18 protein-coding genes are annotated in these 18,558 nt (G+C 70.8%); 11 read left to right on the top strand and 7 right to left on the bottom strand.

Going from position 1 to position 18,558, the window contains the following annotated elements:
• The first annotated feature begins 68 nt into the window (after window positions 1-68).
• The 3 genes from JIG36_RS11605 to def are packed head-to-tail and all read left to right on the top strand — an operon-like array spanning window position 69 to window position 1,918.
• Window positions 69-911, top strand: coding sequence for a hypothetical protein (locus tag JIG36_RS11605; RefSeq protein WP_203376108.1), 843 nt, complete (start codon window positions 69-71; stop codon window positions 909-911).
• Complete coding sequence (locus tag JIG36_RS11600) at window positions 908-1,399, top strand: sigma-70 family RNA polymerase sigma factor (protein WP_203376107.1); 492 nt, start codon at window positions 908-910, stop codon at window positions 1,397-1,399. Before JIG36_RS11605 ends, JIG36_RS11600 begins: the two co-directional genes overlap by 4 nt.
• Window positions 1,400-1,429: 30 nt before the next feature.
• Window positions 1,430-1,918, top strand: a complete 489-nt coding sequence (gene def / locus JIG36_RS11595; RefSeq protein WP_203376106.1) for a peptide deformylase — start codon at window positions 1,430-1,432, stop codon at window positions 1,916-1,918.
• A 278-nt stretch (window positions 1,919-2,196) separates the two neighbouring features.
• Here def and JIG36_RS11590 read toward each other — a convergent pair whose 3' ends face one another.
• Entirely contained in the window at window positions 2,197-2,688 is a 492-nt protein-coding gene (locus tag JIG36_RS11590) for an NUDIX hydrolase (RefSeq protein WP_307872677.1), read from the bottom strand.
• Between the two features lie 84 nt (window positions 2,689-2,772).
• On the opposite strand from JIG36_RS11590, the gene JIG36_RS11585 reads away from it, so the two are divergent.
• On the top strand, window positions 2,773-3,648 hold the full coding sequence (locus JIG36_RS11585; RefSeq protein ID WP_203376104.1) for an alpha/beta fold hydrolase: 876 nt from the start codon (window positions 2,773-2,775) through the stop codon (window positions 3,646-3,648).
• 16 nt (window positions 3,649-3,664) lie between these two features.
• On the opposite strand, the gene JIG36_RS11580 is transcribed toward JIG36_RS11585, so the two are convergent.
• The 5 genes from JIG36_RS11580 to JIG36_RS11560 all read right to left on the bottom strand — a co-directional run bounded on the left by JIG36_RS11580 (window position 3,665) and on the right by JIG36_RS11560 (window position 8,843).
• Complete coding sequence (locus JIG36_RS11580) at window positions 3,665-4,087, bottom strand: Ltp family lipoprotein (RefSeq protein WP_203376103.1); 423 nt, start codon at window positions 4,085-4,087, stop codon at window positions 3,665-3,667.
• 72 nt (window positions 4,088-4,159) lie between these two features.
• Window positions 4,160-4,657 (bottom strand): nucleoside deaminase, encoded by a 498-nt coding sequence (locus tag JIG36_RS11575; protein WP_203376102.1) that lies wholly within the window; start codon window positions 4,655-4,657, stop codon window positions 4,160-4,162.
• Between the two features lie 4 nt (window positions 4,658-4,661).
• Window positions 4,662-5,777: a type III PLP-dependent enzyme domain-containing protein gene (locus JIG36_RS11570; RefSeq protein WP_203376101.1), complete on the bottom strand. Its 1,116-nt coding sequence runs from the start codon at window positions 5,775-5,777 to the stop codon at window positions 4,662-4,664.
• Window positions 5,764-7,257, bottom strand: a complete 1,494-nt coding sequence (locus JIG36_RS11565; protein WP_203376100.1) for an IucA/IucC family protein — start codon at window positions 7,255-7,257, stop codon at window positions 5,764-5,766. Before JIG36_RS11565 ends, JIG36_RS11570 begins: the two co-directional genes overlap by 14 nt.
• Complete coding sequence (locus tag JIG36_RS11560) at window positions 7,254-8,843, bottom strand: IucA/IucC family protein (protein ID WP_203376099.1); 1,590 nt, start codon at window positions 8,841-8,843, stop codon at window positions 7,254-7,256. Before JIG36_RS11560 ends, JIG36_RS11565 begins: the two co-directional genes overlap by 4 nt.
• A gap of 534 nt (window positions 8,844-9,377) precedes the next feature.
• Here JIG36_RS11560 and JIG36_RS11555 point away from each other — a divergent pair.
• From JIG36_RS11555 to JIG36_RS11525, 7 genes are all read left to right on the top strand, one after another.
• Window positions 9,378-9,716, top strand: coding sequence for a hypothetical protein (locus tag JIG36_RS11555; protein ID WP_203376098.1), 339 nt, complete (start codon window positions 9,378-9,380; stop codon window positions 9,714-9,716).
• A 182-nt stretch (window positions 9,717-9,898) separates the two neighbouring features.
• Window positions 9,899-11,515: an ABC-F family ATP-binding cassette domain-containing protein gene (locus JIG36_RS11550; RefSeq protein WP_307872675.1), complete on the top strand. Its 1,617-nt coding sequence runs from the start codon at window positions 9,899-9,901 to the stop codon at window positions 11,513-11,515.
• 12 nt (window positions 11,516-11,527) lie between these two features.
• The gene (locus JIG36_RS11545) at window positions 11,528-12,457 is read left to right on the top strand and encodes a tyrosine-type recombinase/integrase (protein WP_203376096.1); all 930 of its coding nucleotides are present in this window, start codon (window positions 11,528-11,530) and stop codon (window positions 12,455-12,457) included.
• A 57-nt stretch (window positions 12,458-12,514) separates the two neighbouring features.
• Window positions 12,515-13,351 (top strand): undecaprenyl-diphosphate phosphatase, encoded by an 837-nt coding sequence (locus tag JIG36_RS11540; protein ID WP_203376095.1) that lies wholly within the window; start codon window positions 12,515-12,517, stop codon window positions 13,349-13,351.
• The gene (locus tag JIG36_RS11535; protein ID WP_203376094.1) at window positions 13,348-14,283 is read left to right on the top strand and encodes a DUF3626 domain-containing protein; all 936 of its coding nucleotides are present in this window, start codon (window positions 13,348-13,350) and stop codon (window positions 14,281-14,283) included. The genes JIG36_RS11540 and JIG36_RS11535 overlap by 4 nt, the downstream gene beginning before the upstream one ends.
• 159 nt (window positions 14,284-14,442) lie before the next feature.
• A complete protein-coding gene (locus JIG36_RS11530; protein ID WP_236046647.1) occupies window positions 14,443-16,017 on the top strand; it encodes a PP2C family protein-serine/threonine phosphatase in 1,575 nt (524 codons plus the stop codon).
• On the top strand, window positions 16,014-16,466 hold the full coding sequence (locus JIG36_RS11525; RefSeq protein WP_203376092.1) for a response regulator: 453 nt from the start codon (window positions 16,014-16,016) through the stop codon (window positions 16,464-16,466). Before JIG36_RS11530 ends, JIG36_RS11525 begins: the two co-directional genes overlap by 4 nt.
• On the opposite strand, the gene JIG36_RS11520 is transcribed toward JIG36_RS11525, so the two are convergent.
• Window positions 16,391-18,547, bottom strand: coding sequence for an ATP-binding protein (locus JIG36_RS11520; protein ID WP_203376091.1), 2,157 nt, complete (start codon window positions 18,545-18,547; stop codon window positions 16,391-16,393). The two genes, JIG36_RS11525 and JIG36_RS11520, sit on opposite strands and share 76 nt — an antisense overlap.
• Window positions 18,548-18,558: the final 11 nt, after the last annotated feature.

Below are 18,558 nucleotides of genomic sequence, written 5' to 3'. Positions count from 1 at the left end.
CCTCGGAGGTCACCGGACAGCCGCGCCGACTCGTCTTTGCTTCAACAGCTGCGGAAAGGGCTTCTTCTGTGACCGAGGACCTCCGGGCGTTGATGCGGGCCGAGCTCAACAACGAGCGCCCGCCACCGCTGGGTGACGTCGTGGGCGCCGCCCTGCGCGACGGCCGGCGCATCAAGCGGCGCCGCCGCCGGGCCGGGATGGCCGGCGCCGGCGCGGCCGGGCTGATCGCGGTGGTGCTGTTCGGCACGGTCGCTGCCCACTCCGAGCCCCGCCGGGCGGTCGTGGCCGACCCGGCCGCCGCACCCGCCCTCCCGTCCCCGGCGAGCCCGGCGGCGATGGCCCGGGCCGCGCAGAAGGTATCTCCCGGATCTGTGCCAGTCACGGTTTCGCCCCCCGCGACCGTGGCCCCGGAGCGTAGTTTGACGGTCCACAGCGGCATGGAACGCGCCGCCGGACCGCGGAAGAAAGCGACAACGGGGGCCATGCTTCACCTTTTGACCCAGCTGTTACCGCCCGGACGGACGAGTCACGCCGCCGTGTCCGGCAACGAAGATCCGTACGTGCAGATCTACCTCGACCGTGGGGACGGTCCCGGCATGATCCGGGTGGTGCTCGGGCAGCTGCCGGAAGATCCGCGTCCGCCGCGGGGCGGCACCGCCACCGTCTCGGTCCTGCGCGGTGAGAACAACTGCGTGCAGGACACCGTGGTGGTCTCGCGCTGGCCCGACGGCACGGCCGTGCAGCTCGACCTCGCCTCCTGCCTGCAGGACGAGCGTCCGGGCCGGGTCGTGCTCACCGACGACGAGGCGACGGCCATCGCCGCCGACCCGCGCTGGGGCCTGTCGATGGACGCCGATCTGGTCGACCAGGGCGACAAGCGGTACGGCGGGTCGCCGGTGTTCACCTCATGACCGACGACGAGCAGTTCGCCGAGTTCGCGAACGCGCACGCCGAACGGCTCCGGACCACGGCGTTCATGCTCTGCCGCGACTGGCACCTGGCGCAGGACCTCACCCAGAACGCGCTGACCAAACTGTTCCTGTCGTGGCGGCGGGCCTCGCAGAGCGACAACCTGGTGGCGTACGCGCAGAAGATCCTGCTCCGGGTCTTTCTCGACCACCGCCGGCGCCGGTCCTCGTCGGAGTCGGCCAGTGGGATGCTGCTGGAACCGGCCTACCGGGAAAGCCCCGAACTGCGCCTGACGATGCTCGACGCGCTCGGCTGCCTGCCCGAACGTGACCGGGCCATCGTGATCCTGCGCTACTTCGAGGACTACAGCGTCGACCGGGTGGCCGACGTGCTCGAACTGCCGGTGAGCGTGGTCAAGAGCCAGACCCGGCGGTCGCTGGCCAAGCTCCGCGAACTGCTCGCGGAGGAACAGCTGGCCCTGTTCGGCTGAGGCCGGTAACGGGCCGATAGCCTCTGTGTCATGACGGTGCGGCCCATCAGGATCTTCGGTGACGCGGTGCTGCGCACCGAGTGCGACCCGGTCACCACGTTCGACGCCGAGCTGCGCGCGTTGATCGACGACCTCGAGGACACGGTGCGCGAGCCCGGCCGGGCCGGTGTCGCGGCGCCCCAGATCGGCGTGAGCCTGCGTGTCTTCTCCTACAACGTCGACGACGTGGTCGGGCACATGGTCAACCCCGTGCTGACCGGTTTCGAGGGCGAGCAACAGGACGAGGAGGGCTGCCTGTCCATCCCCGGCCTCTACTTCCCGACGAAGCGTTCGATGTCGGTGACCGCAACCGGCCAGGACCGCCATGGTGAGCCGCTGGTCATCCAGGGGACGGGGTTCCTGGCGCGGGCCCTGCAGCACGAGACCGACCACCTCGACGGCACCCTCTACATCGACACCCTAAAGGGTGATGTGCGCCGGCAGGCGTTGCGCGAGATCCGCCGCATTCCCCGCCCGTAGGCCGCTCGCCGTCACGCGGCGATCTCTTGGGATGGTGTTATCACCGGCCCTGACCGCCTGCCCGGCTTCATCCCGGCCGCGCACGACCACGGGATGACCGAGACCACCGCCGCGTCCTGACCTCGGGCGCACCTGCGCGACGACTCACCCGAAGAGACCTAGCATCCTAGGATGCCTCACGCGCAGAGATCCACCCCATAGCGGAGAAGCGACCCTGCGGGCCGCTCCCAACTCCGACAAACCACGGGCAGCCCGGCTGTTTCCTTGCCTCGGGCGACTCAGACGGGCAAGGCGACCGGCTCTCCGGGTATGTCGCCCGCGATCAGGGCAGACAGATGGGCGGCCAGGTCGCGCGGGCCGAACGCGTCGGGCCCCGGGTAGGACCCGATGTCGGCCAGGGACCACCAGCGGACGGCGGTGATGTTCTCAGCGGCGAGTTCGGTGTCGGTCATGCTGCCGCGGGGTGTGAAGGCCGGCGTCCGTACGAGGTAGTAGTCGTTGACGACCCCGTCGTAGCCCGGCAGGTGGTCCGGTGAGACGACTTCGCGGTGCCACACGTGCGGCGGTTCACCGTCCAGCGCGAGCCCGACTTCTTCGGCCAGTTCCCGGCGCAGGGCTTCCAGCTGGGTCTCGCCCGGCTCGATCCCTCCGCCCGGGGCCGCCCAGACCGCGCCCGGCGGCCGGTCGATGACGTGCCGCACGAGCAGCACCCGGTCGGTGTCGTCGAGGATGATGCCGCGTACGGAATGGCGCAGGTTGGGTGATGTCACGTCCGGCATTCTCGCCGTCGCGGCGCTGCCGGCGCCTCCGTAATTCCCGGCGCCCGGCCGGGGCAGGCCGCTACCGTGCCCTGCATGCTGGATGGGCAGGAGCGTTTCGTGGCGTCCGGGCCGTTGCGGATCTGGACCGAGCGTTTCGGCGCCCCGGATCGACCCGCGGTGCTGATGGTGATGGGGTCGGCCGCGCAGGGCGTCAGTTGCCCCGACGAGCTGGTCGCCCGTCTGGTCGAACGCGGTGTGCAGGTCATCCGTTTCGATCAGCGCGACACCGGCCGCTCCAGCGTCGTCGACTTCGACACCGACCCTTACACGATCGCCGACATGGCCCGTGACTGCCTGGCCGTGCTCGACGGCTACGAGCTGGAGTCCGCGCATGTGGCCGGCTGTTCCCTGGGCGGCATCCTCGCGCAGTGGCTGGGCGTGCACGCCCCCGGGCGGGTCCGCTCGCTGACGCTGATCTCGAGCTCACCCATGGGCCACAACCCCGGCCCGGCTCGGAAGCGCGCCCAGGCCGGCGAGCCACCCGACCCCGACGACCTGCCACCGCCGGCGCCCGCTTTCCTCGCCCACCAGGCACTCGGTTTGCCACCGGGCGTGGAGTCCGACGTGGCGTTGTTCCGTGTCTTCAACGGCCCGGTGCGCCCGTTCGACGAGCCGGCCGCCCGCGCGATGCTGGAGCTGGCTCTGTCCCGGGCCACCGACCCATCCGCAGCAGCCAACCACCACCGGGCGGTCTGGCTGGCCGAGCCCACCCTGCACGCCCCGCTGTCCTCAATCACCGCCCCAACCACAGTCCTCCACGGCGACCAGGACCCGATCTACCCTCTCGCCCACGGCAAGGCTCTGGCGGCCGCCATCCCAGGCGCAGTCCTGCACGTCGTGCCCGGGATGGGCCACGTCTTCACATCACCGGGCTTACCCGAGGAGGTAGCCGACCTGATCCGCCTGTGAGTTCAGCGGGCGTAGATCAGAGACCGGCCTTCTTCACGCCGTAGGTGGCCTGGGCGGTGGTGAAGCCCTCGTACTCCAGCTGGTCGATGAGGCCTTGGCGGGAGAACGGCATGGTCCTGAGGTAGGACTTCGCCATCCTCGCGGCCTGGTAGTTCCAGTTGGCGTGCTGCTTGTCGACGCCGTAGGTGGCGAGCTTGGTGGTGAACCCTTCGTACTCCAGCTGGTCGATGAGGCCGGTGCGGGAGAACGGCATCGTCTTCAGGTAGGACGCCGCCATGCGACGGGCGTTCTGCTGCGCGACCGATTCCTTGGCCGCGTGATAGGAGGCCGTGGAGACGTTGCGCGGGGTGACGTGCTCGGCTGCCTGCGCGGGCGCTGCGGTACCGATGAGCCCCGCGGCGGCGATTGCCACCGAAACAGAGACGAGAAGCTTCTTCATGACGATCCTCACGCGGTTCTGGGGGATGAACTCAGCACGCCTCTATCGGAGACGCCGGGACCGACTTGAGGACTAGCTCGTGGCGAGGGTGGCGGCCCAGCGGCCGAAGGCGGTGTCGGGGTGGGCGGTGGCGTAGCGGTGGAACTGGTCGCGGGCTTCGGCCTGGTGTAGGCCGCCGGTGATGTGGGGTGGCTGGTACCAGGGCAGGTCGGGGTGCGGCTTCCAGGTGGCGGCCACGGCGGAGCCGCCGTCGGCGGGGGAGTCGAGGGCGTAGTAGATGTCGGTGACTTTCAGGGCCATGGCGGCGCCGAGGCACATCAGGCAGGGCTCGAGGTTGACGGCCAGGCGTAGGGGGCCGGGGCGTGGGGTCCAGCCGAGTTTCTGGTCGGCTTCGGTCATGGCCAGCAGGTCGGCGTGGACCAGGCGGCGGCCGAGGCTCACGTCCCGGGTGTAGGCGGTGGCGATGATCTCGCCGTTCATTTCGAGGACGGCTCCGATGGGCATTTCGCCTGCGGTCATGCCGTCCTCGGCTACGGCCAGCGCCGCCTGGACCAGTGAATCGGGGGTCATGTCCTCAGAGGATCACGAATGCGGGTGGGGTGTGGCGCAGGAACTGGTGGTGGGAGATGTCCCAGCCGTAGGCGCCGGTGCGGGGGAAGACCAGGATGTCGCCGGCTCGGACGGACTGGACGTGCTGGTCGCGGCAGAGGACGTCGCGGGGGGTGCAGAGTTCGCCGACGGCGTCGACGGGGGTGTCGGTTGCGGTGGGGCGGGGATAGGGGTGGGGCCAGTCGTCGACGGGGATGACGGTGAACGGGTGGTTGTAGCCCCAGGCGGCCGGTAGGCGGAAGTGGTGGGTGCCGCCGCGCAGGACGGCGAAGGTGCGGCCGTGGGTGGTTTTCACGTCGAGGACGGTGGTGGCGTACCAGCCGGCGTCGGCGGTCAGGTAGCGGCCGGGTTCGAAGACGAGGTCGACGCCGGTGGGGGCCTGGATGTCGTGGAGCGGGGTCAGGTCGATGGTGGCGTCGGACTGGTAGTCGACGCCGAAGCCGCCGCCGACGTTGACGACGCGGGGGCGGATGCCGGTGGCCTGGGCCCAGTCGAGGGATGAGCGGACGAAGGCGGCGTGGGCGTGGCCGTCCAGGTTGTTGGAGACGGCGTGCAGGTGGAAGCCGATGATGCGTACGCCGGGAACCGCAAGGGCTTCGCTCAGCTGGGTCTCGTCGATGCCGAAGGGGGTGGGGGTGCCGGTCATGGTGTGGCTGCCGGTGAGGGCGGTGGTGGCCCGGTTGACGCGGAGCACGACCTCGGCGCCGGGGTGCAGGGTGGCGATGCGGTGCAGTTCGTGGATGCTTTCGGCGTTGATCTGCACGCCGGCGTCGAGGGCGGCCCGCAGTTCGGTGTCGGTTTTGGCGGGGCCGCCGAAGACGATCCGGCGCGCGCCGGCCTTGAGGGCCAGGTCGAGTTCGCCTCCGGAGGCCACTTCGAGTCCGTCGCAGGCGTCGGCCAGGGTGGCGAGCACGGACGGGTGCCCGTTGGCTTTCACGGCGTACAGCAGGGTTGCCGTGGGTGGCAGGGCGGCCCGGACGGTGGCGGCGCGGGCGCGCAGGGTGGCCGTGTCGTAGACGTAGGCGCAGACGGGCGTCTCGAGTTCGCGCAGCGCGGCGACGACGTGTTCAGGCGGGTGCATGCAGGGGATTCCGTACGGGAACGTAGATGTCGCCCTCCCTGGCCAGCCGCATCCGGACGAGGGCCTTGTGGGGGACCGTGGGTGCGGTGAACGCGGTGTGGTCGTCGCCGGTGACGTGGTCGTCGACGATGTCGCGGATGATGCGCCAGGCGTGGTCCTCGTCGAGGCCGAAGTCGGTGGCGAGCCGCAGGACGATCTCGCCGAGGTGGGCCTGGAACAGCGTGTAGCCGATTTTGGCGCGGAACACGTCGAGGGTGTCGGCGTTGACGACCGAGCCGGGCCACAGGTTGATGGTGTGGCCGGCGGCGGCGAGGCGGGGCTGGTGCAGGCGCAGGCCGGCGAAGTCGCGCAGGGCCAGCCGGTGGGGGCGTCCGGCGACGAAGGTGGGCAGGCAGTTCTGCAGGTGGGCTTCGAGCGCGACCCCTTGGGCGGTGAGCCGCAGGAGCGGGGGGATGACCATTTCCCCGTACGCGCGGAGCCAGTCCCCGGGCTCACCGGTGACCAGTTCGCCGAGCAGCAGCGGCAGGGCGCCCCCGGGGATGGCGCGTTCGCCGGGTTCGAGGCGGTGGCCGAGGCCGTCGCGGCGGATGGCGGACAGGTCGCGTCCGGAGCCGACGGGCACGGCGGCGCCGGCGGTTTCGGCCATGAGCAGGATCCGGTCGTCGTCGACGAGGTCGTGCAGCAGGCGGGAGACGGCGGGGCCGTTGCGGGTGCTGGCGATGCTGATGCTGCGGCGGGTGGAGGTGACCTGGATGTCGAGGGACACCTTGAGGTAGTCGCCGGTGGTGGGCAGCAGCAGGGTGCGCAGGGCGGCGGTGGGGATCGCTTCGCGTTCTTCGTCGAGGATCTTCAGGGCGCCCGTACGCAGCAGGTCGCCGTACCGTTCGGGCAGCACGTTGTCGCGTTGCCAGGCGTGGACGGGCTGGACGGCGTACCCGGACGGTTTGTCGATCTCGGTGAAGACGTCGTCGCCGAGGTGCAGGTCGTCGCGGACGGCGACGAACCCGACGCGGGTGCGTCCCGATTCGAGATCGTGGGCGAGGACGTCGCCGGTGTCCCAGCCCAGCCGGGTGCGGCCGCAGGGGTGCAGGTTGTGCCCGGCCACGGCGAGGCGTTCCAGGGCGATGGCCTGTTCGTCGGGGTTGTCGCCGGCCGGTGGGTGGGGCCGGGCCATGGCGATGGCGAGGTTCATGACGGCGTTGCGGATCTCGGCGGCGAATCCGGGGGCGTCGAGGCCGTCGAGCAGGTCGAGGGGGTCGGCGACGCCGGCGGTGGCGTATTCGACGCGTCCGAAGCCGTGGCGCCGGCCGGGTCCGGTGTCGCGGATCCCTTCCCGGACGAGGGCTCCGCGTAGCCGCCGTCCGACGGTGTCGGCTGCTTCGGGCAGGGCGGCGAGGAAGCCGGGGACCAGGTCGGGGGCGTGCACGGCGAGGGCGGCTTCGGTGTGCGCGATCCGTTCCGGGCGCAGGGTCTTGTTCATGCGTGTCCCGTCATCGGGTTGTCGATCAGGGCCCACTGGTCGTCGAGCGGGTCGGTGGCGAGCCGCATGGCGGTGGTGGCCTTGATGGGCAGGGGCTCTTTGAGCAGGTAGGGCACGTCTTCGGTGCCGGTGGCGCGGACCGCGCGGGCGACGATGCCCCACAGCCGGTCGGGGTCGGCGCCGTGGGTGCGGGTGAAGGTGGCGATCAGTTCGGCGGCGACGGTGCCGAACGCGGCGGCGGCGAGTTTGGTGCGCAGTTCGGCCGGGTCGTCGCTGGGCAGGTCGCCGTGCAGGGCCGGGGGTTCGATGCCGCTGTTGCGCAGCCGTCGGGCGCTGACCCGGACCCCGCCGAGGTCGCGGTAGAGGATGCGTTGCGGCCGGCCGTCCTTGATCACGACGAGGGTGTTCTGGCCGTGGGCCTCGAGCGCGACGCCGCGGGCCAGCACGCAGGTGATGGGGGCGAAGAAGATCTCGGCGAGGGCGGTCATCCAGCCGTACGGGTCGTCGACGGTCCGGATCGCGGCCAGGGGGATGGCCAGTTCCCCGTCGTGCAGCTGGGGTGCTTCGCGGATGACGTGGGCGAGGTGGCGCTGGGGGACGCCGTCGACCAGGACGGCGCCGGCGGCGATCTCGGCGAGGATGTCGATGGGCTGGTCGGCGGTGAGCCGGCGCAGCAGTTTCGACAGGACCGGCCCGTTGTGGACGGCGGCCGGTGACACGGTGCGCACGGCGCTGGTCATCTGCACGTCCACGGCGGTCTTGATGTGCGGCCCTCCGTTCACGGGCGCGACGGTACGCAGCGACATCAACGGCCGTACGGGGTCGGTTTCGCCGTCCGGGGTCAGCCACGGGTGGCGGGTCAGGAGGCGGGCGGCCTGCCAGGGGTGGGCGTAGAGGATCGGCGGGGCGGTGCCGTACCAGCGTGGCCGGGGCACGCGGAGGCGGTGCAGCCGGATGACCGGGGAGTGTTCGGGCGCGTAGGCGAGGACGTCGGCCACGGTCATGCCGCCGCGGGTGCGGCAGCAGGGGTGCAGCGGGTGACCGTCGGTGACCTGCTGCTCGATGCGGCCCAGGGCGTCCGGGTCGCCGGCCTGCGGCATCCGCTGGTCGGGCGGGTCGGCGCGGGCGAGGGCGAGGTTGGCGACACTGTTGTCGATCTCGACGGCGAGGCCGGTGTCACCCCACAGCGCCCGTACGAGTTCCCCCGGGTCCACGATCGACCTTTGCGGCCCGTAGGTGACGGTCAGGCCGGCTTCCACCCGCGCGAACGGTTTCGCGGCATGGGCGGGGTAGCGCACGGTAGCCGTTTCACCCGTCCGAGTGGTCGCTGCCGATGTCACCCCATCGGACCGGTCGACGCCGAACGTGGCCGTTCCGGGCGCGCGGTTGAGCAGGCCGGGCAGGGGTTCGCGGTCGAGCGCCCCCAGCAGCCGCCCCAGGACGGCGGCCCGGGCCCCGCCCAGCTCAGCGTCGTAGCGGGCCACCAGGTCAGGCCGCAGCGCCGTCAGTTCCTCCCGTGTCCGAAGGGGACCGGCGGTGTGCCGGTGCGGCGGGGCGCTTCCAGAAGATCGCGGCACAGCCCCCATTTTCCGCCTGCCTCCCGCAAGATCCACCCGGGGCCGTAGGGCGTGAGCGAGAACGCAGTAACCAAACCACCATCCTAGGATGGCTCACAAGGAATCAACGACATCCCACAGAACTTCCGGGCCGCCGTCCCGGATCTTTGACGCCCGGCCCGACCAGCCGCGGTGTGGTGCTCGGCATGCGGCTGGCCGACCCGGTTGAGACCGAGGACATCGGGCTCGTCCCGGTCGAACTGGAGGAGCTGACGGCCGTGCAAAAGGAGGTCCGGCGCCGGGATGCTGTCGTCGCACCTGGTCGCGGCCGGCCGCCTCGTGGCGGGTGGCGGTGGGTGGGTGGTAGGGGTAGCTCGCCCCAGGCGCATTACCCGCCCTCCCAGGGGGACCCCCACCTGGGCAATTGTGGCGGAAATTGCTGATCAACGCGGGCCGCCGACGGCTGGGCTGTGGACGAAGCTCCCACTGTGGATACCCCGCGCATCGGGGAGTTTCCTGCTAACGGGGCGGCGCCCCATGCTGTGGGTGTGCTTCAGTGTGCGGGTGCTGACCTGGGGACGTACGTACGTGGGGCTGGGGCTCGGTCTGGTTCTGCTGGCGGCAGGCGGCTGCACAGCCGACCCCGAGCCGGAGCAGCCGCAGCGCACGGTCGAGGTCTGCGTGCGGCCGGACGCCGCCCATCGCGAGGGCGAGCAGGTTCGTGTCGAGCTCAAAGACGGCCAGTTGGTGGTCGCTTCGGGGTCGATCACGGTTCCGGGGCGGTTCTCGGCGCAGGCTCCGGCCGACCGGACCGTGGACATCTCCGTCGAGGGTGTGGCCGCCGGCAGTGCCGGTCCGAGCGGGAACACGGCCATCGTGGGCTGCGGTGATCTGGCGGGCTGACCGGTCGTGGCGGCGCGACGACTTAAACAGTACGGCGCGACGGCCTAAACCGGTTGCGGGCGGCGGGCCGGCGGGGCAAGGTGGTGGGCGTTGCTGACGTCGAGCCTGGGAGTGCCTTTCTTCATGTGAGAGCGATCCGACCTCTGTGAGCGTGCCCATGTTTGTGGGGCGCTGTCCTGTCGGTGTTTCGCCCCTTGGAGTGTGGCCCCTTGTTGAAAGTCGTCAATCTCAGCCGTTCCCACGACGGTGACCCGTTGTTCGCGGGGTTCGATCTGGTTCTGCACGACGGTGACCGGGTCGGGATCGTGGGGCCCAACGGTGCCGGCAAGTCGACCCTGTTGCGGGTTCTGGGTGGGGAGTTGCGGCCGGACGCGGGCAGTGTCACGTACGGGCCTCGGACGCGGATCGGGTATGTGGCTCAGCAGATGCCGGATCCGGAGGGGTCGGTCGGTGCTTTCCTCGGTGCGGGCCTGGGGGAGCTGGCCGCGGTCACGGCGCGGATGCGGGAGCTGGAGCGGCGCATGGAGGCCGGCCACAGCGACGGCCTGCTGAGTGAGTACGCGGCGGTGCAGGAGCGGTGGACGGCCCTGGAGGGGTGGAAGGTCGAGGCCCGCATCGCGGAGATCCGGCAGCGTCTCGACATCGATCATCTGCCCGACGATCTGGCGTTGCGTGAGGTCAGTGGTGGTGAGCAGGCCCGGTTGTTGCTGGCGCGGGCGTTGCTGGACGAGCCGGATGTGTTGCTGCTGGACGAGCCCACCAATCACCTGGACGCCGAGGGGGTGGCGTGGTTGCAGGGCTGGCTGGGTGCGTACGGGGGAGCGGTGTTGACCGTCAGCCACGATCGGGCGTTTCTGGATGCCGTGGTGACGCGGGTGTTGGAGTTGGACGGCATCGACACCGAGGTGCAGGACTATCCGGGTGGTGGCTACACGGCGTACCGGGAGGAGAAGCAGCGGCGGTGGGAGCGGCTGCTGTTGGATTTCGAGGCGCAGGAGAAGGACCGCCGGCGGTGGGAGGCGGACATCGAGCGGACGAAGCAGTATTCGGTCGGGGTGGAGAACGCGAAGGGTCTGGGGTTGGCGGGTCCGCATCTGCGGCGGGTGGCCCGTCTGGTGGCGCGTAAGGCGAAGGTCCGGGAGCGGCGGTTGCGGCGGCAGATGGAGTCGGTGCGGTGGATCGCTGAGCCGAGGACGCGTCCGCCTCTGACGCTGGCTTTCCCGGATGATCAGGCGGATCCGGGTGAGGTGGTGCTGAAGGCGCGGGATCTGCGGGTGGCGGCGGGGCCGAAGGTGCTGCTTGAGCGTGTCGATGTGGAGGTGCGCCGTGGTGACCGGATTCTGGTGTCGGGTCGTAACGGTGCGGGGAAGACGTCGTTGCTGAGGGCGCTGGCCGGCGATGAGACCGCGGTGTTGCCGCAGACCACCGACGGGTTGCGCACCAAGGTGACGGTGATGGAGTTCTTCCGGTCGCGGGTGCCGGTGTATCTGGACGATGCGGAGACGTTGCTGCTGGGGCATCAGTTCGGCCCGGATCAGTGGGATGTGTCGTTGCGGAGTTTGTCGGCGGGGGAGTTGCGGCGGCTTCTGCTGGCGGTGCTGGTGAACAGTCCGGCGCGGGTGTTGCTGCTGGATGAGCCGACGAACTTCCTGGACCTGGACGCGTTGGATGTGGTCGAGGAGGCGTTGCGGCGTTACCGGGGGACTTTGGTGGTGGTGACGCATGACCGGTATTTCGCGGAGCGGGTCGGGTTCGGGCGTCGCTGGCATGTCGGGGACGGTGTGGTGATCGAAAGCTGACACGATGGGTTCATGCAGCTGGTGCCGAGGCAGGGTGGGGAGCTCGCGCAGGTCGGGGCGGCCGAGCAGGTCACCGAGGTGTGGCTGGCGAACCGGCGGTTGTCGGAGCACACGCGGGCGGCGTATCGGCGGGATGTGCATGCGTGGCTGGCGTGGTGTGGCGCCCAGGAGCGGGATCCGTTGCGGGCGTCGTTCCTGGATGTGAACACGTATGCGCGGGGGTTGGAGGCGCGGAATCTGGCCGCGGCCACCGTCGCCCGTAAACTGTCCGGTTTGTCGTCCTGGTATGACTTTCTCGTAAAAATCCGGGCGATCGACTCGAATCCCGTGGCCGGCGCTGACCGCCCGAACGTGTCCCGCGACCACTCGGCCACGGTGGGCCTCACACCGGAGGAAGTAGACAACCTCCTTCACAAAGCGGCTGAGAACGGGCCCAGGACGTACGCAGTGATGACGGTGCTGGCCGACCTGGGTCTGCGCGTCGGGGAACTTGTGAGCCTGAACAGGGACGACCTCGGCTGGGAACGGGGTCACCGCACGGTCCGCTTCGTCGGCAAGGGCAACAAGGCCAGGCGGCGCGCGTTGACCCCGGAGACGGCCGAGGTCCTCGACGCCTATCTGGCTGTGCGGGGTGACGACGAGGGTCCGCTGTTCCGCACGTCGACCGGGGCGCGGCTGGACCGGCATGCCATCTTCCGGCTGATCCGCCGGCTGGCCGCGGCGGCCGGTATCCCCAACGCCGACCGTCTGTCCCCGCACTCGTTGCGGCACGCGTTCGCGACGGCGGCCCGGGCCGAGGGTGTCCCCTTGGAGGATGTGCAGGACGCGATGGGGCACGCCGACCCGCGGACGACGCGCCGCTATGACCGGGACCGGCACAACCTGGACCGTGATCCGGCCTACACCCTGGCCGCCGCGCGTGCCCGCCGCGCCTCGCAGTGACAGCGCCCCCTATGCTCGTCCGCGGTACAAAGCGGATCAATAAGGGGCGGTCGGGGTTTGAACATCTTCGAAGCGGTGCTGCTGGGCGCGGTTGAGGGCTTTACCGAGTTCCTGCCCGTGTCGAGCACCGGCCACCTGACGATCCTGGAGAAGCTGCTCGGTTACCGCATCGACGATCCGGCGATCACCGCGTTCACGGTGATCATCCAGTCGGGGGCGGTGCTGGCGACGATCATCTTCCTGCGCAAGGACATCGCGCGGGTGGTGCCGGCGTTCCTGGCCGGGTTGTTCAGCACGGACAAGCGGGACAACCCGGATTACCGGTTCGGGTGGGCGGTGATCATCGGTGCGATCCCGATCGTGATCATCGCGTTGTTGTTCAAGGATCAGGTCGAGACGACGTTGCGGAGCCTGTGGTTCGTGGCGGCGGCGTTGATCCTGTGGTCGGGGGTGATGGCGTTCGCTGATCACGCGGCCACGCAACAGCGGCACGAGGACGATGTGACCTGGAAGGATTCGCTGATCATCGGTCTGGTGCAGTGTCTGGCGCTGATCCCGGGTGTGTCGCGTTCGGGGGCCACCATGTCGGCTGGTCTGCTGCGCGACTTCGACCGGGTGACGGTGACGAAGCTGTCGTTCTTCCTGTCGATCCCGGCGCTGCTGGGGGCGTCGCTGCTGCAGGGCTACCAGGAGGCGGGCAACATCGCCGACGGGGTGGGCTGGGTGAACACGCTGATCGCGACGGCGGTCAGTTTCGTGGTGGCGTACTTCTCGGTGAACTGGCTGCTGCGGTTCGTGTCGCGGCACTCGTACAGCATCTTCATCTGGTACCGGGTGGTCCTGGGGGTGATCCTGATGGGTCTGCTGACGTTCAACGTGATCGAGCCGAAGTGAGCGGGCGGGCCCTGGCGTACGTGCGGGGGTTGTTCCCCGAGCCGGGCCCGGTGGTGGATGCGCCGGTGACGGTGAGTTTCCACCCGGATCGTCTGCTGGCCGACGGTTTGACGGTTGCGGAGCATCTGGCCGTCGAGGGGGTCTACCGCAGCCAGTTCGAGACGGGGATCTCCAACGGCGGTCTGACCGCGTACGAGGGTGGGGACCGTGACCGGTGGGAGCAGCGCATGTTCCCCGGTGTGTACTCGTCGGCGGCGGGCCGGCCGGTGTACGGCGGGTTGAACCTGGCCGGGTATCCGGACGGGGCGTCGCCGCGGTTCGGCAGCTGTCATCTGGTGCTGAACGCGTCGGTGTTGCCGCGGACCACGTTCAGTCATGGTGACAGCGCCACCGAGCCGACGGTGTTCGGGACGGCGAGCACGTTCGGTGCGGTGTGGGCGGCTCTGCTCGACGAGGTGGCGCGCACCGGCCGCGCCTTGAACCTGGCGGCGGGCTCACCGGCCGAGTGGGTGGCGGCGCTGGGTGCGGGTCGCACGGTGGCGGGCCGGGCGATGGACCATTACGTGGAGGCTCAGGTCCATGGTGGGCTGACGTTGAGCGAGCATGTCACGGCGGTGGTGGCCGACCCGGGTTTCCGGGGTACGGCGGTGGAGACGCACCTGCGGCGGTTGGGTCCCGAGTTGCGGTGGTCGCCGGGGTTCGAGCTGCCGGCCGGTGACTTCCCGGACGAGCTGCGCGGCCCTGAGGTTCCGGCTCTGGTGCGGGCGGTGTCGTCGCATTACGGCCGGGAGGTCATCGACGCGGCCCTGATCGGCCGGGCCACGCACGAACCGGCCACGTGGGCGTCGTACGGCACCCCGGCCGAGGTGTTGCAGCTGTTGAAGAAGGCGTGGCACATCCTGGTGCTGCGCGGGGCCCCCGTCACACCTTGAATCGCCGCGGCGGGCGCTCGTGGTGAACGTCATGCATCTGTGACAGGCGCTGTGACCAGCGGGAAGCCCCGGTAGGATATCGATTCGGCCGCATCGGCGGGGTTAGTTGCTGTCCGGCAACCATTCAGTGGATACTTGCCGCCGCTGGGGGGTGAGGGGTTGTCGGAGGCCGACGCGCGGTGGGCCGGGGCGCTGCACCGGCTCTGGGGCGCGGTCGTCGCCATCGGGTCGCGGGAGCAGCTCGCCGACCTGGTGCTGCCCCCGTTGCAGCAGCTGCCGGGGGTGCGGGCCGTGTGGGGTCTGCGGCACGCCACCGACGGTGACCGTGTGCTCGCCTACCGGTGGCGGGGTGTCCCCCTGACCGGTGACCTGCAGCAGCTCGCCCTGGATCTCGCACCCGGCAAGGCCGGGCCCGCACACGTCGTCGACACCGGGGCGGCCCTGCGCGCGTACGGGGTGGGCCGGGTCGTGGCGGCCCGGTTCGATCAGCCCGGTCAGGCCGCCGGCACGTTCCTGGTGGCGGTCGACGACACCGCCGACACCGGGTTCGTCGCGGACTGCCTCACCCAGGTCGTCGAGGTCACCCAGGAGGCCGTGCGGCGCCTGTCCAGTTTCCGTGACGAGCACGAGCAGCAGGTCCGCGACGCGTTGCTGGCCGAGGCGTCGCTGCAGATGGACGCGGTCCTCGACACCGCCCAGACCATGTACCGGGTGCCGCGCATGGCGGTACCCGCGATCGCCGAGGGCTGCCTGGTGTTCGTCCACGAGGACGGCAAACCGGTGCTGCGCAGCGCCGTGCACGTCGACATGCGCCGCCTCGACGCGCTGCTGAAGGAACCCGGCATGATCGACCGGCTGGCCACGCCGGGGGAGCACGCGCAGGTGCTGCGCGCGCGGGGCCGGGTCATCGGGCTGCTGGTGTTCCTGTTCGACCGGCCCGCCGAGCGGATCCCGCCGGCGTCGTTCCTGCGCGACCTGGCCGCCCGGGCCGCCCTGGCCATCGACAACAGCACCCTCTATGAACAGCGCCGCCAGGAGGTGGTGCGGATGCAGCAGCACCTGCTGCCGAGCCGGCTGCCCCGCGTGGCCGGGTTGCGGCTGGCCGCCTCCTACACCGTCGGGGACCGGGTCCTCGAAGTCGGCGGTGACTTCTACGACGCTGTCGTGCGGGCCAACGGTGAGCTGGTGGCGGTGATCGGGGACGTGTGCGGGCGTGGGGTGGACGCGGCCGCGCTGACCGGGATGGCCCGGCACACCCTGGCCGCGCTGCTGCAGGAGGGCCTGTCCCCGGCCCGGGCGCTGACCCGGCTCAACGCCCGGCTGCGCCTGGACGGGTCGTGGCGGTTCATCACGGCCGCGGTCGCCGTGGTCAGCCCGGACGGCGCCGTCGAGTGGACCTCGGCCGGGCATCCCGCCCCGGTGGTGATGCGGGCCGGTGGCGGTTCCGGGCGGGCGTGCGGGGGCGGCGTACCCCTGGGGGTCCTGGCCGAGCCGGTGCTGAAGCAGTCCCGGCTCGAGCTGGCCGCCGGGGACACACTGCTGATGTTCACCGACGGGCTGACCGAGAGCCGTGACGCCGAGGGGCGCATGTTCGAGGAGAAAGCCCTCGGTGACACCCTCGACCGGTTGCACGGGACCACCCCGCAAGCGCTGGTCGACGATCTGAGCCGGGCCGCGCAGACCACCGACGACATCGCGCTGCTCGCGATCCGCCGAGAGGACGACCCGCGGTGACGGACCTGGTGCTGGTGGTGGAGGACTCCGACGAGGACATCGAGGCGATCGCCCGGGCCATCGGCCGGTCCCATCCCGAGCTGCGCCTGGAGTTCCTGCGGTCCGGTTCCGGGGTGCTGCCGCGCCTGGACACGGCCGGGGCGCCCGTGCCGGGGCTGGTGCTGCTCGACCTGAACATGCCCGGCGAGGGTGGTCTCGACGTGATCCGGCAGGTGCGGGCCCGCCCTGAGCTGGCCGGGTTGCGGCTGGTCGTGTTCACCTCGTCGGAGAACCAGGCCGAGGCCGATGCCTGCTACGCCGCCGGGGCCGACAGCTACATCTACAAGCCGATCAACTTCGCGTTGTTCCAGAGTGTGCTCGCGCAGACCCTGGACTACTGGAGGTCGCGCGACGCGAACGTCACCCACACGGTGGTGCCGCCGCCGGGGGACTCGCCGGCCCAGGCCTGACCGCCGTGGCGTTCCGCGATGCGCCGCACGATGGCCAGGCCGGCCCCGGAACCGTCGCGGGCGGCGTCGGGGTGCAGCCGCCGGAACAACTGGAACGCCTGCTCGCGCAGGTGCGCCGGCATGCCGATCCCGTTGTCGCGGACGAACAGGGCGCCGTCGGTGAGCCCGACCTCGATGCGGCCGCCTTCGGGTCGGGCGTACTTGGCCGCGTTGACCAGCAGGTTCACCAGCACCTGGTCGAGCAGGACCGGATCGGCGTGCACGCTGCCGGACGTCACGTCCAGGGTGACGCCGGCTTCGGTGAGCCGGGGCCCGGCCACCTCCAGGGCCCTGTCGACGGCGTCGGGCAGCGGCACCGGGGACCGGACCAGTTCCGTACGGCCGAGACGCGCGTAACGCAGCAGCGCGTTGAGCAGCTCGTCCATGCGGGTGGCGAGCCGCTGGATGGACTCCAGGCGCCGCACCGTGACCGGGTCCATGCCGGCGGCGGCGTCCTCGATGATGAACGTCGACGTGTTCGCGATCCCCCGCAACGGCTCCTTCAGGTCGTGCGCGGCGGCGTGCGCGAACGAGTCCAGGTCGACGTTGAGCAGGGCCAGCTGCCGGGCCTGGGCCACCGCCACCCCCATGATCGCGCGGCCCAGCTCGACCGCCATGGCCAGGTCGGTGGTCGACCAGCCGGTGCTGCGACCCCGTACGGAAGCAAGGAACACGGCTGTGGAACCGCGCGGGGTCAGGCGTTGCCCGTGCGGGCCCAGCATCACCGGGGTGCGGGGGTCGGCCGCCCACCGCCTCGGGACGCTGCGTTCGGCCCGCAGCCACACGATGCAGTCCCCGCCCGTGCCGAACGGCAGCACCAGAGCCCCGGGCCACGGCCCGTCGACGGCGTCGCTGTGCCACACCTCGCCCGGCGGCGGCACCGTCACCGCGGCCAGGGCGGCCGGGGCGTCGGCGGGGTCGATGCCGTGGGCGACCACGGTGTCGCCGGTGCGCACCACCACCGCGTCGCAGGCGATCACCTGGTCGAGTCCGGCCGGGTCGCGGGACCAGCGCATCGGCAGGTCCGTCGAATACCGTTCGAGCAGGCGGGCGATCACTTCGCGTGACTTCTCCCGGGCCGCCGCCTCGTCGCGTTCCCGCAGCGCGGCCAGGTGCAGCGACAACGCCACCCCGAAGAACTCGCAGGCGGCGCGGGTCTGCGGGCTCAGCGTCTTGGCGGCGCGGCCGTGGCAGGCGATCAGCCCCCACAACCGGCCGGCGTCGAGCAGCGACACCGACATCGACGAGGTGACCTCGATGTTGCGCAGATATTCCAGGTGGAACGGGGACACGGTGCGCAGCACCGACAGGGACAGGTCCAGGGGTGCGCCGGTGGCGGGCAGCACGCCGGGGACCAGCCGGGCGGTGGTGTCGGCGACGTCGGCGATCACCCGGATCCAGTTGCGTTCGTAGAGGCGGCGGGCCTGCGGCGGCACATCGGTGGCCGGGAACCACAGGCCCAGCCACGGCTCCCATCCGTCGGTGACCTGTTCGGCGATCACCTCGCCGGGCCCGTCGGCCGATTCGAACCGGTAGGCCACCACCCGGTCGTAGCCGGTGATCTCCTGGATCTCGCGGACCGCGGCCTGGCAGGCCTCCACGACGGTGCCCGCGCGTTGCAGCCGGGTCAGGGCCTGACGGACCGGGGCGTACAGGGTGCCGAACCCGGGGGTGTCGGGGGCCGGTTCGAACTCGAGCACCACCAGAGCGTCGCAGCGGTGCACGGTCACGTCGAACCGGCGCTCACCCAGCTCGAGCGGCATCATCGCGGTCTGCCCGGTGTCCGCGTCGGCCAGCGAGGCCAGGGTGTCGCGTTGCGCGGCGGTCAGGAACAGCTCGCCGGCGGTGACGTCGACGCCGAGGACGTCGGGGGCGTTCTCGCTGGCCACCGCGACCCGGCCGTCGTCCAGGGCGATCAGGGCCCCGTACGACTGGATGCCGCCGAGGCGGTGGATGGGTTCACGCACGCAGGCGGTCAGGTCGAAGGTGGTGCCGACCTCACGTTCGGCGGCGGCGACACGTTCCGGCAGCCACTCGGTCATGATCTGCCCAC

Origin of the sequence: Paractinoplanes ovalisporus, assembly GCF_016834655.1 — a bacterium.
Lineage (GTDB): Bacteria > Actinomycetota > Actinomycetes > Mycobacteriales > Micromonosporaceae > Actinoplanes > Actinoplanes ovalisporus.
This window is presented reverse-complemented; position numbering and strand designations above follow the sequence as displayed.

Coding starts and splice junctions, on each gene's coding strand:
- JIG36_RS11520 (WP_203376091.1), bottom strand. CDS start 18,547: ATGACCGAGTGGCTGCCGGAACGTGTCGCCGCCGCCGAACGTGAGGTC.
- JIG36_RS11570 (WP_203376101.1), bottom strand. CDS start 5,777: ATGCACCCGCCTGAACACGTCGTCGCCGCGCTGCGCGAACTCGAGACG.
- def (WP_203376106.1), top strand. CDS start 1,430: ATGACGGTGCGGCCCATCAGGATCTTCGGTGACGCGGTGCTGCGCACC.
- JIG36_RS11585 (WP_203376104.1), top strand. CDS start 2,773: ATGCTGGATGGGCAGGAGCGTTTCGTGGCGTCCGGGCCGTTGCGGATC.
- JIG36_RS11580 (WP_203376103.1), bottom strand. CDS start 4,087: ATGAAGAAGCTTCTCGTCTCTGTTTCGGTGGCAATCGCCGCCGCGGGG.
- JIG36_RS11565 (WP_203376100.1), bottom strand. CDS start 7,257: ATGAACAAGACCCTGCGCCCGGAACGGATCGCGCACACCGAAGCCGCC.
- JIG36_RS11575 (WP_203376102.1), bottom strand. CDS start 4,657: ATGACCCCCGATTCACTGGTCCAGGCGGCGCTGGCCGTAGCCGAGGAC.
- JIG36_RS11560 (WP_203376099.1), bottom strand. CDS start 8,843: ATGGGGGCTGTGCCGCGATCTTCTGGAAGCGCCCCGCCGCACCGGCAC.
- JIG36_RS11545 (WP_203376096.1), top strand. CDS start 11,528: ATGCAGCTGGTGCCGAGGCAGGGTGGGGAGCTCGCGCAGGTCGGGGCG.
- JIG36_RS11600 (WP_203376107.1), top strand. CDS start 908: ATGACCGACGACGAGCAGTTCGCCGAGTTCGCGAACGCGCACGCCGAA.